The organism is Pseudomonas moorei (genome assembly GCF_008801475.1).
Classification (GTDB): domain Bacteria; phylum Pseudomonadota; class Gammaproteobacteria; order Pseudomonadales; family Pseudomonadaceae; genus Aquipseudomonas; species Aquipseudomonas moorei.
In genome coordinates, this window is the sequence record NZ_VZPP01000031.1 from 1 (window position 1) to 13,140 (window position 13,140).

10 protein-coding genes, 1 tRNA gene and 1 rRNA gene are annotated in these 13,140 nt (G+C 57.3%); 7 read left to right on the forward strand and 5 right to left on the reverse strand.

Translation table 11 applies throughout. From position 1 onward, the window contains the following. Positions 1-78: 78 nt before the first annotated feature. Positions 79-194: ribosomal RNA gene (gene rrf, locus F7R06_RS30350) — 5S ribosomal RNA — on the forward strand. A 277-nt stretch (positions 195-471) separates the two neighbouring features. On the opposite strand, the gene F7R06_RS30360 is transcribed toward rrf, so the two are convergent. The 5 genes from F7R06_RS30360 to F7R06_RS30385 form a co-directional block, all read right to left on the reverse strand. After that, positions 472-2,844: a TOTE conflict system archaeo-eukaryotic primase domain-containing protein gene (locus F7R06_RS30360; protein WP_090316466.1), complete on the reverse strand. Its 2,373-nt coding sequence runs from the start codon at positions 2,842-2,844 to the stop codon at positions 472-474. Between the two features lie 196 nt (positions 2,845-3,040). Next, positions 3,041-3,316 (reverse strand): hypothetical protein, encoded by a 276-nt coding sequence (locus F7R06_RS30365; protein WP_090316468.1) that lies wholly within the window; start codon positions 3,314-3,316, stop codon positions 3,041-3,043. Continuing rightward, positions 3,313-4,290: an integrase domain-containing protein gene (locus tag F7R06_RS30370; RefSeq protein ID WP_090316471.1), complete on the reverse strand. Its 978-nt coding sequence runs from the start codon at positions 4,288-4,290 to the stop codon at positions 3,313-3,315. Before F7R06_RS30370 ends, F7R06_RS30365 begins: the two co-directional genes overlap by 4 nt. A gap of 908 nt (positions 4,291-5,198) precedes the next feature. Next, on the reverse strand, positions 5,199-6,518 hold the full coding sequence (locus F7R06_RS30380) for a tyrosine-type recombinase/integrase (RefSeq protein ID WP_090316474.1): 1,320 nt from the start codon (positions 6,516-6,518) through the stop codon (positions 5,199-5,201). Between the two features lie 163 nt (positions 6,519-6,681). Beyond that, positions 6,682-6,766 (reverse strand) — tRNA-Leu (locus tag F7R06_RS30385). A gap of 108 nt (positions 6,767-6,874) precedes the next feature. Here F7R06_RS30385 and queA point away from each other — a divergent pair. From queA to F7R06_RS30415, 6 genes are all read left to right on the forward strand, one after another. Further along, positions 6,875-7,939: a tRNA preQ1(34) S-adenosylmethionine ribosyltransferase-isomerase QueA gene (gene queA, locus F7R06_RS30390; protein WP_090316477.1), complete on the forward strand. Its 1,065-nt coding sequence runs from the start codon at positions 6,875-6,877 to the stop codon at positions 7,937-7,939. A gap of 14 nt (positions 7,940-7,953) precedes the next feature. Next, the gene (tgt, locus tag F7R06_RS30395) at positions 7,954-9,069 is read left to right on the forward strand and encodes a tRNA guanosine(34) transglycosylase Tgt (protein WP_162493924.1); all 1,116 of its coding nucleotides are present in this window, start codon (positions 7,954-7,956) and stop codon (positions 9,067-9,069) included. Between the two features lie 43 nt (positions 9,070-9,112). Next, the gene (gene yajC / locus F7R06_RS30400) at positions 9,113-9,451 is read left to right on the forward strand and encodes a preprotein translocase subunit YajC (protein ID WP_007916913.1); all 339 of its coding nucleotides are present in this window, start codon (positions 9,113-9,115) and stop codon (positions 9,449-9,451) included. Positions 9,452-9,514: 63 nt separating this feature from the next. Then, positions 9,515-11,383 (forward strand): protein translocase subunit SecD, encoded by a 1,869-nt coding sequence (secD, locus tag F7R06_RS30405; RefSeq protein WP_090316484.1) that lies wholly within the window; start codon positions 9,515-9,517, stop codon positions 11,381-11,383. Positions 11,384-11,392: 9 nt separating this feature from the next. Then, positions 11,393-12,307 carry a protein translocase subunit SecF gene (secF, locus tag F7R06_RS30410; protein WP_090316488.1) on the forward strand — a complete coding sequence of 305 codons (915 nt, stop codon included), beginning with the start codon at positions 11,393-11,395 and terminating at the stop codon, positions 12,305-12,307. A gap of 119 nt (positions 12,308-12,426) precedes the next feature. Then, complete coding sequence (locus F7R06_RS30415; protein WP_090316491.1) at positions 12,427-12,978, forward strand: glycine zipper 2TM domain-containing protein; 552 nt, start codon at positions 12,427-12,429, stop codon at positions 12,976-12,978. The last annotated feature ends 162 nt before the right edge of the window (positions 12,979-13,140 follow it).

Here is a 13,140-nt window from a genome sequence, read left to right on the forward strand (position 1 = left end):
CGAAAGTTCGCACAAACACACAAACTATCGCATACCCAATTTGCTGAAGCGTCGAAAGACGGTTCGGTACCCGAATTTCTTGACGACCATAGAGCATTGGAACCACCTGATCCCATCCCGAACTCAGCAGTGAAACGATGCATCGCCGATGGTAGTGTGGGGTTTCCCCATGTGAGAGTAGGTCATCGTCAAGATTAAATTCCGAAACCCCTATCTGCGCATACAGGTAGGGGTTTTGTTTGTCCTCGAAAAAGCAACCTGAGACTGCTACGGAGATTGAATTGCATCTGGTTTCGTGGACATTCCGAACGATCTCTGCTGTTGGATCAATCATTGTCGATCTGGAGTTCATGCAAAAGAAATCCAAGTGAGTCTGGCGCTGCGCTATGGTTTTTCTCTGAGCGTTGTTCATCCCAGGGCATAGAGTCATCGGTGCAGAAATCTCCAACACACTCTGAACCGTCAACCACGTTAGAGTAGGTCCATGGTGGCCATGGAGTCAGCCATGCGGTAGCCCATCGCTTTGTAACCCGCCTGGCGCTTATTCCACATTCTCAGCAGCGCGACATTTCCCTCGTCAACGAAGTCGATCACTCGCACGTCGGCCTTATCGGCATGCGATCGATGCAACCGCCCCGCATATTGCTGAAGGATTCCCTTCCATGAGATGGGCATTGCCAGCACCAGCGTGTCCAACGGCGGGTGATCGAAGCCTTCACCTACTAGTTTTCCTGTTGCCAACAGCACCCGTGGAGCATCAGGGGGAAGGGACTCAAGCTCATGCATACGGGAAAGGCGCTGTTTCTTAGGCACTCGCCCATGAAGCGTGAAAAGGTTATGCACACGCTGCTTCAATTCTAATTCAAGGGCATCCACATGTTCCGTCCGCTCCGTTAGCACTAGAATTTTTCTACCCTCGCTGTACGCCAGCTCAATCTCCGAGACGATTTTGGCTGTCCGCTCAGAGTCGTCGGCTAGATGCCGAAAAACGTCCTGAATCCCAAAGCCGTCGGGGACCACTATTGGTTTGGACAGCAATCGAGGCACGACAGATAGGTCATGAGGCGCATTCGCTGGCCGAGCAGCAGAATGTCGGATCGGTCCGCACTGCATGAAAATAATAGGCTGCTGCCCATCTCGGCGCACTGGGGTTGCCGTGAGTCCCAGCACGTACCGCGCGGTCGCGCTCCTCAGTAGTGCCTCGAATGACACTGCTGATAGGTGATGACACTCATCAACGATGATCTGGCCGTAGTTTTTTACCTGATCGCTGATCTCGCCTTTTCGCGATAAAGACTGCATTACGGCAATGTCGATGATGCCGGTAAGCTTCGCTTTTCCGCCTCCAAGAGTTCCAACGACACCATTCCCGACTCCCAAGAACACCTGCAAGCGCTCTTGCCACTGCCTTAACAGTTCCGTCCGATGCACAAGCACCAACGTGTTAATGCCACGTGCGGCAATCAACGCAGCAGCACTGACAGTTTTACCGAAAGCAGTCGGTGCGCAGAGAATACCGGTGTCATGACTTAGCATTGCGCTGACAGCAGCCTCTTGGTCAGAACGCAGGGTCCCGAGAAAACTCACGTCGATGGGGTCGCCCGCGAAGCGTTCGTCTTTAAGAATAGGGGTAACCCCGTTTTCCACTAAAAGCTCCAGCGCAGCATCCAAACAGCCACGCGGTAACGCAATATGTTTGGGGAAGTTCTGGGCACAGCCGATAATCCTTGGCTTGTTCCACACTGACATGCGCATGGCCTGAGCTTTGTAGAACTCAGGATTTTGAAAAGCAGCGAGCCGGACAAGCTGGTTTGCCAATGGCTGTGGCAATCCCGACTTTTCAAAGTAAATTAAGTTGGCCAGCGTGATGTTGACAGCAGCAGGCAACGGGCATGTCAATTTACGTGATCTCGATTCACGATCTTTCCAAGGTTCTGCATCACCTTCGTCATCGACATAGGCGACCCCTAGAGGGTCTCGATTACCCATCGCCTGGATAATAACGGGCTGGATATCTTCTGGACTCATGCGCTGAATCGATGCCAGGAAGGCCCATTGATCAGGATGAGGCTCAAGCGAGTCGTCTACAAAAATGCTGTTGTTTTGGGCCCTAGCGCGCTTTTGCAAAGGGAGCGCGATGAGATTTCCAAAGCCGCCTTTGGGCATATAGTCCTGGTTTGGAAACAGTCGATCATAGGAGCTGAGCGCCAACTGGCGGGTGCGCTCACAGGCATGACTGATGATTGCGGCACCGAGGCGGCGCGCATCGCAGGCAGGAACATTACGCTCAAAGAAAATCCAGCCATGAGCCCCTTGGCCTGAGCGCGATATTTCGAGCGCCACCGGGACGTTCAGCTCATGGCATGACTGCACAAAAGCTTTGGAATCATCACGCCATTCGGCTTCATCGAAGTCGACAGCCAAAAAATAACAGGTGTCATCAGGAAGCAGGGGGTAGATACCGATAACCACTTCACCTGCTAGATGGCGATAGATCACCTCATCGATCAGTGGAAGTAACTGACGGTTACCGCAGTCACCACATTTGATTCGGGGCTTCTCACAAACGCCTGGTCTCCATTCGTTTGCGCAAGCGGGTGCGTATCCTGATTTGCCTGTCTTGCTTTCCCAGCGGATGGGGTAGACGTCCGTTCTACCGCGAAATAAGCCTCGGAATAGGGCAAGCTTCCCTTCAGTATCGAGCTGCTGTGATTGTTGTGTTTGGACAATCGCAATCTTGACCGGCTCAGCAGGCGGGCGCCAATCGATGCCATGAGCATCCAGCAAGGCAACCAATCTTGCATTCTCAGCCCTTAACTGCGCCACCAGACTAGTGTCTATCACCGCCTTCAGCCTCTACGTCTCAAGTGAAGCCTGTAGCCTCGAGCTACAACCCTCAGACCACCAGTAAAACATAGAGGTTATCAAACAACAGAGGTTTGGTTCAGGAGCTCAAGAGGTCCGCCCTAATCCCAATCAAATCGTTGGCTGGCTCAATCTGCCGGTGAGGGATACAGAACGCGAAGTTGCTGGCATTCGGCTAGCGTGGAAAATTCCAGGGTTTTCCTCGGCGCAGAGTGATCAAGTTTGTGGTCAGTAGGTAGTAGTAGCGCGTCGATTTCGAGTTTGAGTTCATGTGGTGGTTCAAAAACCAAACGAGATGTTTTCTTTGCCATGTCCATGGATTTTCTCGGTTCCAGCGTTCAGAAATGGCTGCTTGAATAGTCTTGGCCTGGCGGATGTGACGTTCGCGTGTGGCATGTGCCCCAGTCAGCACCCCAGCCAAGAAGATCTCCATATCGAATGGTTTATTCATGCCCGACCACCGATATACGCCGATACCACGTCGATTCGACCATGTCCCAGCTCATAGCTGATTTGTAAGCGTGCCTCTCGATCAAGGCGTGGATCGAGGCGCCTGCACCTGCCACCGTTGATGGGCGCCAGGTGATGGGTGATCTGCTCATAGCGTTCGCACGCATAGGCCGTGCGCAGTTCGTGGAAGCCTTGGAGGTTGTGCGTATGGAGGATATCTCGGGCGGGGCGGACGATTTCCCGTTGGAAATCGAGGTAGCTCTCGTTTGGTGCCAGCAGGTTGCGGCTACCGTCGGGTGAGACCTGTTCCGCGTACCTGAGCGCTGCGCGAATATGGTCATCCACCGTGATCCAACGAGGCGCGGTTGCTCCGCCGCGGCCACCTTTGGTGCCGTCCTGGATGTTGATCTTGTCGTAGTGTTCGGCTTCGCGCTTGAGTCGCGGTAGGTCGGCCAGAATCGCTTCGCGCAGACGCATGCCAGTGGCACGTGCCAATTGTGCGATGGCGGCGGCACGCGGATGCTGTTCGCGGAGCGCATCGACTGTGCGTATCACTTGCTCGTGATCTTGGCCTTGAGGGTTTGTCGTGCGCACGGTGATGCGCTGCGCTCCCAAAGCCTTGCTTGGACTTGGCACTTTCACATATTGATCACCGCGAAGCGCAGCCATGGTTCGGTTGACGCTGGACAGTCGATTTTGTGCGGTAGCGATGGCGAGATCGCTGCGCTCAACCAGGTGACGCAGATGCTTCGCGTAATCCAGCAAGGTCTGCCGATCAATCTGCCGAGCGTCATTAAATCCCGGGCCATCCTCCGACCGACACCAGCGCACGAACGCCTGCCAACGATCGCTGTGCGCTTTAACGGTGCCGTAATGCCCGCCGCCAAACAGATCTTTTAGCGCTTGCGGCCCGGCATAGCTCAGCTGCCGACCATAGCCAAAATTGCGCCCATCCCGTCTACCGACCAACGCCATGATCACATTCCTCTCGAAGCCAAACTCTTAAAACCTTCCCCCACGTCATCCCGCCAAGAATGTTGAGTGTTATCAGGGATCAAGGCCCCTGCGACCTATGAGGGTTGTCCACTAACGCGGGACTGGCGGCTCCTTACGGCCGGGAGCTTGGGCATCTCATGATCTGGCCTCCTGAACACTTCCGAGGAAGTGGGCGGGTGGAGGCTGCATTGGCTGACGAGACCAGCGCCGCGAGATCCTGAGTCAGGTGAAGGCAGTGAAGCGACGACCGGGGCATACCTGACTGTCAGTCAGGTGCAGTCCATTCCGTGGGCTGCGGCACCATCATCGGCATCGCTGTTGCTGGTGACATCGGTGTTTGTCGCGCCGATTGTCACGAGGGGGAATGCCGCAAAACCTGGTACGAGGTGGGCTGCAGCAGTGGTAGGAGCGCCCGTCTCTTTCCGGGAGAAAGAGACGGGCGCAGGTTGGCGCAATGAAATGGCCACGCGGATAAGTTGCTGCAGGGCAGATATGAAGGGGTATGAGTTGCCGCAGTGGGCACACTAGTAAAAGTAGGCATCCATCACATCGCTGTGACCGTGCGAGCCGCCGGACGCAAATCGCACTTTGGGAGAACCACCACGGTGTGGCGTAGCCTTAAAGGTTCGGGCTACCTGGGTTGCTGTCAACGACAGCACTTGCACGATCTTTACTACGCTCGACGATAGACAGGGTCAAGGCTCGTTTTTTCGAGAATTCTGCGGCTGCGAATGGCATAAGCCGTCTATGGAAATCCGTGGTTTCTAGAGGACGGTTACGCTGGTTTTTAGATTTTTCAAGTGAGGCCCTTCCAAACAGGGCGGCTTTGCAGCCCTGTTTGGAAGGGCCCGCGTGGAAGGCAAAGCTGTGGAGATTTCACTGGCGTGTTAGCGCTGGAATGCGCCACGCTCATCTTCCAAGGCGCTGATGCCGCCACCGACCGCGTTGACCCCGAGAAGCTCCGAAGACTTGCGCGACAGAAACTGATTAACCCGCGTATCAAACTGATCCCGCAGGCTCGCCGTAAGCCCAACCCTGAGCGCATCGAGATAATCGGCATACCACTGCATCATGATCCGCCGTTGCGTCAGGTACAGCGCCTGGTTGTACTCCCCAGCAATGCCACCCTCGACATGCGCCAGTTGACTTTCAACATGATCCTTCAGCCACCCATGTTCGCGCAGTAGCGTGCTCGCGGTGTGGCGAACGCCATGGCTCACCATCCGCGCTTTATAGCCAATCTTGGCAAACACCAGATTGATCGTGTTCTCGCTGATGACGGGGCGTTTCTCACCACTCCCCGGAAACAAGTAGCGGCTGCGCCCAGTGCATTGGTGTAGCTTGATCAGCATCGCGATCAGTTGATGGGGTAGGGGACTGACATAGTCTCGGCGCATCTTCATGCGTTCAGCCGGTATGGTCCACGTCCCTTCTTCAAAGTCGATTTCATCCCACGTCGCATACCGAACCATGCCGGGTCGGCTCGCCGTCAGTATTGCCATCCACGAAGCAATCCTTGACGGTAACCGGCTGGTGGTCTTACTCAGCGCCTGAAGAAAATCCGGCAGCTCGCTTTCACGCAAATGCGGATAGTGCTCAGGGGGAGGCGGCGCCAACGCGATGGCATGAAGTTCTGAAGCCGGATTGTGTTCGCATAACCCCCGCGCAATCGCCTGGCTGAAAATCTGCTTGAGCCAGGTCCGGGCCTTGTCTGCCACGTTGAACGCGCCACGTTTTTCGATGCTGGCCTGTAGCTTCGCGCAGTCGGCCCGAGTGATGTCCTCCAACTGCTTCTCACCAAGCGCCGGCAGCAGATCCTTATCTAGGTAGTCGCGAATCTTTTTCAGCGTCGCAGGGCTGCGACCAGAGTCAGCCTTGAACTGATACCAGTACTCCGTAGCCCGCCGGAAGGTATTAAGCCCAGCCTCCCGTTGCTGCTGCTTGTCATCCCGTCGCTTGGCTCCAGGATTGATATCGTCCTTGAGCAGCTTGCGGCATTCGGCAGCCCGTTCGCGGGCTTCTTGCAAAGAGATATGCGGATACACGCCCAGTGACATGCGCGCCGGTCGGCCCTGATAGGTGTACCGGAAGTGCCAGTACTTGCTGCCGTTGGGTTTCACCAGCAGGGCAAGACCCGAACTATCACCCAACGTGTATTGCTTGTCGGCCGGCTTGGAGGCTTTGATTTGCAAGGCAGTGAGGGGCATGGCTGTACACCTCCGGTTCTCGAACTGGAATATGTACAGAAAATGTACCAAAAAGAGCCTGGCTGGCAAGGGACGGGGATGGAACCCCAAAGACCAAAAAGCCCGCAGTTAGCGGGCTCTAGGGGTGTTGCGTAGACGTCCTTGGACGTCTATGTACATCAAATGGTGCCCCGAGGGAGACTCGAACTCCCACTCCTTTCGAAAACGGATTTTGAATCCGCCGCGTCTACCAATTCCGCCATCAGGGCTCAATGGCGGCGAAGTATAGAGAGGTGATAACCGTCGGTCAATCAGGTACATGGAGAATTTTTGATAATTCCGCTAGACTTCCCGGCCCTGCTAGACGACACCCCATCATGCGCGTTGCTGACTTTACCTTCGAGCTCCCTGATTCGCTGATCGCCCGCCATCCTTTGGCCGAGCGTCGCAATAGTCGCCTGTTGACCCTGGATGGGGTCAGCGGCGCCCTGGCACACCGTCAATTCACTGATTTGCTGGAGCATTTGCGCCCCGGCGACTTGATGGTGTTCAACAATACCCGGGTGATTCCGGCGCGGCTGTTTGGCCAGAAGGCTTCCGGCGGCAAGCTGGAAATCCTGGTGGAGCGGGTGCTCGACAGTCACCGCGTGCTGGCCCATGTGCGCTCCAGCAAGTCGCCCAAGCCGGGGTCGAAGATCCTGATCGATGGCGGTGGCGAGGCCGAGATGCTGGCGCGTCACGATGCGTTGTTCGAGCTGGGGTTTGCCGAAGAAGTGTTGCCGCTGCTCGACCGTGTCGGGCACATGCCGCTGCCTCCTTATATAGACCGCCCGGATGAAGGCGCCGACCGCGAGCGCTATCAGACGGTGTACGCCGAGCGCCTGGGCGCGGTGGCGGCGCCGACGGCGGGGCTGCATTTCGATCAGCCGTTGCTGGAGGCGATTGCCGCCAAGGGCGTCGAGACCGCGTTCGTGACCTTGCACGTCGGCGCCGGCACCTTCCAGCCGGTGCGTGTCGACAAGATCGAAGACCACCACATGCACAGCGAATGGCTGGAAGTCGGCCAGGACGTGGTGGATGCGGTCGCCGCTTGCCGGGCTCGCGGTGGGCGCGTGGTGGCGGTGGGGACCACCAGTGTGCGTTCCCTGGAAAGCGCCGCGCGCGATGGCGTGCTCAAGCCGTTCAGCGGCGACACCGATATCTTTATCTACCCTGGGCGGCCGTTTCATGTGGTCGACGCCCTGGTCACCAATTTCCATTTGCCTGAATCCACGCTGTTGATGCTGGTTTCGGCGTTCGCCGGTTATCCCGAAACCATGGCGGCCTACAAGGCAGCCGTCGATAACGGGTACCGCTTTTTCAGCTACGGTGATGCGATGTTCATCACGCGTAATCCTGCGCCGACTGCCCCTAAAGAATCGGGCCCAGAGGAAACAGTATGAGTCGCACCTGTCGTATGTCTTTCGAGTTGCTGGCCACCGATGGCAAGGCTCGTCGCGGTCGTTTGACCTTCCCGCGCGGTACCGTCGAGACCCCGGCCTTCATGCCGGTGGGCACGTACGGCACGGTCAAGGGCATGCTGCCACGGGATATCGAGGCGATCGGCGCCGAAATCATTCTGGGCAACACCTTCCACCTGTGGCTGCGCCCTGGTACGGAAGTGATCAAGAAGCACGGCGACCTGCACGATTTCATGCAGTGGAAAGGCCCGATCCTGACCGACTCCGGCGGTTTCCAGGTGTTCAGCCTGGGCGCGATGCGCAAGATCAAGGAGGAGGGCGTGACCTTCGCCTCCCCGGTCGACGGCGCCAAGGTGTTCATGGGTCCGGAAGAGTCGATGCAGGTCCAGCGTGACCTGGGCTCGGACATCGTGATGATTTTCGACGAATGCACGCCGTACCCGGCCGACGAAGACGTCGCCCGCGTGTCCATGGAGTTGTCCCTGCGTTGGGCCAAGCGTTCGAAAGAAGCCCATGGCGACAACACCGCGGCGTTGTTCGGTATCGTTCAGGGCGGCATGCACCAGGACCTGCGCATGCGCTCCCTGGAGGGCCTGGACAAGATCGGCTTCGACGGCCTGGCCATCGGCGGCCTGTCGGTGGGCGAGCCCAAGCATGAAATGATCAAGGTGCTGGATTATCTGCCGGGCATGATGCCGGCTGACAAACCTCGTTACCTTATGGGCGTTGGCAAACCGGAAGATCTGGTTGAGGGTGTGCGCCGCGGTGTGGACATGTTCGATTGCGTGATGCCAACCCGTAATGCCCGCAATGGGCATCTGTTCATTGACACCGGCGTGCTGAAGATCCGTAACGCGTTCCATCGCCATGATGATTCGCCGCTCGATCCGACCTGCGATTGCTACACCTGCCAGAACTTCTCCCGCGCTTATCTGCATCACCTGGACAAGTGCGGCGAAATGCTGGGGAGCATGCTCAATACCATCCATAACTTGCGCCATTATCAAGTGCTTATGGCTGGTTTGCGTGAGGCTATTCAACAGGGTACATTGGCCGCCTTTGTCGATGCCTTCTACGCCAAACGCGGGTTACCTGTTCCGCCTTTGGACTGAGTTTTCTGACCCCAAGATTCAACATTTGCAACTGGAGTGCTAAATGAGCTTTTTTATCTCTAATGCCATGGCTGACGCTGCTGCACCGGCCGCTGCCGGCCCAATGGGTGGCGGTTTCGAGTGGATTTTCCTGGTCGGTTTCCTGGTCATCTTCTACCTGATGATCTGGCGTCCACAGGCCAAGCGCGCCAAAGAGCAGAAGAACCTGCTGAGCAGCCTGCAGAAAGGCGACGAAGTTGTGACCACCGGTGGTATCGCCGGCAAGATCACCAAAGTAGCTGACGATTTCGTCGTTCTGGAAGTTTCCGACACCGTCGAAATGAAGTTCCAGAAAGGCGCCATCGCCGCCACGCTGCCAAAAGGCACGCTGAAAGCGATCTAAGTTTCAACTTCTACTCAATCGACGGGGCGCGCAAGGCGCCCCGCGTCATAAGCGGGCGGCGTGATGCTGAACAAATACCCTCTGTGGAAATACATTCTGATCCTGGCGGTGCTGGCGGTCGGTCTGATTTATTCCGCTCCCAATCTGTATCCTGATGACCCGGCGATTCAAATCAGCGGCGCGAGCACGGCCCTGCAGGTCAATCAGGCTGATCTGGACCGTGTGAGCACAGCGCTCAAGGAGTCCGGGATCAACGTCAAGGCCGCGTCGCTGGCCGCCAATGGCAAGGGCGGTCTGATTCGCCTGGTGAAGGCGGAAGACCAGTTGCCTGCCAAGGATGTTGTGCGCAAGGCGTTGGGTGATGACTACGTCGTTGCACTGAACCTGGCACAGACCACCCCGCAATGGCTGCGCAGCCTCGGCGCGCACCCGATGAAGCTGGGTCTGGACTTGTCCGGTGGTGTGCACTTCCTGCTGGAAGTGGACATGGACAAAGCCCTCGATGCCCGCCTGAAAGTCTACGAAGGCGACGTCAAGAGCCTGTTGCGTAAAGAGAAACTGCGCTATCGCAGCCTGCCGCAACTGGGCGGTGCCATTCAGCTGGGCTTCTCCGATGAAGCGACCCGCGAACAGGCCCGTGCACTGGTACGCAAGAACTTCAACGATTTCGACATTGTTCCGGCCGACCTCAATGGTCAACCGGTGCTGCGTCTGGCGATGACCCCGGCCAAGCTGGCGGAAATCCGCGAATACTCCATCAAGCAGAACTTGACCACGGTACGTAACCGCGTCAACGAGCTGGGTGTTGCCGAACCGATCGTCCAGCGTCAGGGCGCCAACCGCATCGTGGTTGAGCTGCCGGGCGTGCAGGACACCGCAGAAGCCAAGCGTATCCTTGGCAAGACGGCCAACCTGGAGTTCCGTCTGGCGGCAGAGCCTGGTGCTTCGAAAGCCACTTCTGAAACCTTCGAGTTCCGTGAAGGCAAGCGTCCTCCAGCGCAGATCGAGCGTGGCCTGATCATCACCGGTGACCAGGTGACCGACGCCAAGGCTGGCTTCGGCGAGCACGGTACGCCGGAAGTGAACATCCGTCTGGACGGTCATGGCGGCGAGCTGATGAGCCGTGCGACCCGTTCGAACGTGGGTCGCAGCATGGCGGTGATCTTCATTGAGCAGCGTCCGGTGACCACCTACGTCAAGCAAGTGGTCGACGGCGTCGAGAAAGACGTGCCGGTCCAGACGTTCAAGGAAGAGAAGAAGATCATCAGCCTGGCGACCATCCAGTCGCCGCTGGGTGCCCAGTTCCGTATCACTGGCCTGAACGGCCAGGGCGAGTCGTCCGAACTGGCGCTGCTGCTGCGTGCCGGTGGCCTGGCTGCACCGATGTACTTTGCTGAAGAGCGCACCATTGGCCCAAGCCTGGGTGCGGACAACATCACCAAGGGTATCGATGCATCGCTGTGGGGCATGCTGTTCGTTTCGCTGTTCATCATCGCCATCTACCGCTTCTTCGGCATCATCGCCACCGTCGCGCTGGGGGTGAACATGGTGCTGCTGCTGGCCCTGATGTCGCTGCTGGGTGCAACGCTGACCCTGCCGGGTATCGCCGGTATCGTGCTGACCATGGGTATGGCGGTCGACGCCAACGTACTGATCTTCTCGCGGATTCGTGAAGAGATCGCGGCCGGCATGACCGTGCAACGGGCAATCAACGAAGGCTTCGGCCGGGCATTTACCGCGATTCTCGACGCCAACCTGACAACACTGTTGGTCGGCGGGATTCTCTTTGCCATGGGCACCGGCCCGGTCAAGGGCTTCGCAGTGACCATGTCCCTCGGGATCTTTACCTCGATGTTCACGGCCATCATGGTGACCCGCGCGATGGTCAACCTGATCTTCGGCGGTCGTGACTTCAAGAAGTTGTGGATTTAAGGGGCTGCCATGTTACGTACAATCAACTTCATGGGCGTTCGCAACTTTGCGTTCGGCGTCACATTGTTCCTCAGTGCGCTGGCCATTTTCAGCGTATTCCACAAGGGCATGAACTGGGGCCTGGACTTCACCGGCGGTACGCTCATCGAGCTGACCTACGAGCGTCCGGCCGACGTCACCAAGGTGCGTGAACAGCTGGCAACAGCCGGTTATCACGAAGCCATCGTGCAGAACTTCGGTGCAACGACCGATCTTCTGGTGCGTATGCCTGGCGAAGACCCGCAACTGGGTCATCAGGTGGCTGAAGCGCTGCAGAAAGTCGGCGGCGACAACCCGGCCAACGTCAAGCGCGTCGAGTTCGTCGGCCCGCAGGTGGGTGAAGAACTGCGCGACCAGGGCGGCCTCGGCATGCTGATGGCGCTGGGCGGCATCCTGATCTACCTGGCTTTCCGCTTTCAGTGGAAGTTTGCGGTGGGTGCGATCGTGTCCTTGATCCACGACGTGATCGTGACCATCGGTATCCTGTCGTTCTTCCAGGTCACCTTCGATCTGACGGTGCTGGCGGCGGTTCTGGCGATTATCGGTTACTCGCTCAACGACACTATCGTGGTATTCGACCGGGTTCGTGAGAACTTCCGGGTGCTGCGCAAGGCCAGCCTGATCGAGAACATCAACATCTCGACCACGCAAACCCTGCTGCGGACCATGGCGACCTCGATCTCCACCTTGCTGGCGATCTCGGCACTGCTGTTCTTCGGTGGTGACAACCTGTTCGGCTTCTCCATCGCCCTGTTCATTGGTGTTCTGGCGGGTACTTACTCGTCGATCTACATCGCGAACGTGGTGCTGATCTGGCTGAACCTGAACTCCGAGGACTTGATTCCTCCGGCCGCTACCGAGAAGGAAATCGACGACCGTCCATAACGGCCATCGCTTTCCCGGTATCAGCCCCAAAAGGCGCGAGTTGAACTCGCGCCTTTTTTTGTGCTCCAAGGCTGGGAGAAGCGCGGACAGGTTCCGCATTTGATGGTCAGGAGGTTCATGTGAACAAGTCGATGCTGGTTGGTGCGGTACTGGGTGCTGTCGGTGTAACTGCCGGAGGTGCTTTGGCCACCTACAGCCTGGTTAAAAAAAGCGGTCCTGAGTTTGCTCAGGTTCTAGCTGTTGAGCCGGTCAAGACGCAAATCAAGACTCCACGTGAAGTATGCAAGGATGTAACAGTCACCCGGCAGGCGCCGGTGAAAGATCAACATCAGATCGCCGGTACGGTAGTTGGTGCATTGGCAGGCGGTCTGCTGGGTAACCAGATCGGCGGCGGCACCGGCAAGAAGATCGCCACGGTTGCGGGCGCTGTCGGTGGCGGTTACGCCGGCAACAAGGTTCAGGAGGGCATGCAAGAGCGTGACACCTACACCACGACCCAGACCCGTTGTAATACGGTCAATGACATCAGTGACAAGGTCGTAGGTTACGACGTGCGGTATTCCCTGGATGGCAAGGAAGGCAAAGTGCGCATGGATCGTGATCCGGGCAACCAGATTCCTGTGGATAAAGAAGGCAAGTTGATCTTGTCGCAGAATCAGCAGGGCCAATAAGCTCAGGTGTCAGATTCGAAAAAAAGCACCCTACACAGACTGTGTGAAAACACACTGAAGGCCAGCCCAACAAACGCCCCGACTTGTTCGGGGCGTTTGTTTTTTGTGCGGGCAACAGACGAAAAAAGGCCTTTCAGCCCATTAGCGCCATCAGCTGGCGGG

Bases quoted from the DNA above. Each gene is read 5' to 3' on its own strand.
- F7R06_RS30365 (WP_090316468.1), bottom strand. From the start codon at position 3,316: ATGAATAAACCATTCGATATGGAGATCTTCTTGGCTGGGGTGCTGACT.
- F7R06_RS30370 (WP_090316471.1), bottom strand. From the start codon at position 4,290: ATGGCGTTGGTCGGTAGACGGGATGGGCGCAATTTTGGCTATGGTCGG.
- F7R06_RS30380 (WP_090316474.1), bottom strand. From the start codon at position 6,518: ATGCCCCTCACTGCCTTGCAAATCAAAGCCTCCAAGCCGGCCGACAAG.
- queA (WP_090316477.1), top strand. From the start codon at position 6,875: ATGCGCGTTGCTGACTTTACCTTCGAGCTCCCTGATTCGCTGATCGCC.
- tgt (WP_162493924.1), top strand. From the start codon at position 7,954: ATGTCTTTCGAGTTGCTGGCCACCGATGGCAAGGCTCGTCGCGGTCGT.
- yajC (WP_007916913.1), top strand. From the start codon at position 9,113: ATGAGCTTTTTTATCTCTAATGCCATGGCTGACGCTGCTGCACCGGCC.
- secD (WP_090316484.1), top strand. From the start codon at position 9,515: ATGCTGAACAAATACCCTCTGTGGAAATACATTCTGATCCTGGCGGTG.
- secF (WP_090316488.1), top strand. From the start codon at position 11,393: ATGTTACGTACAATCAACTTCATGGGCGTTCGCAACTTTGCGTTCGGC.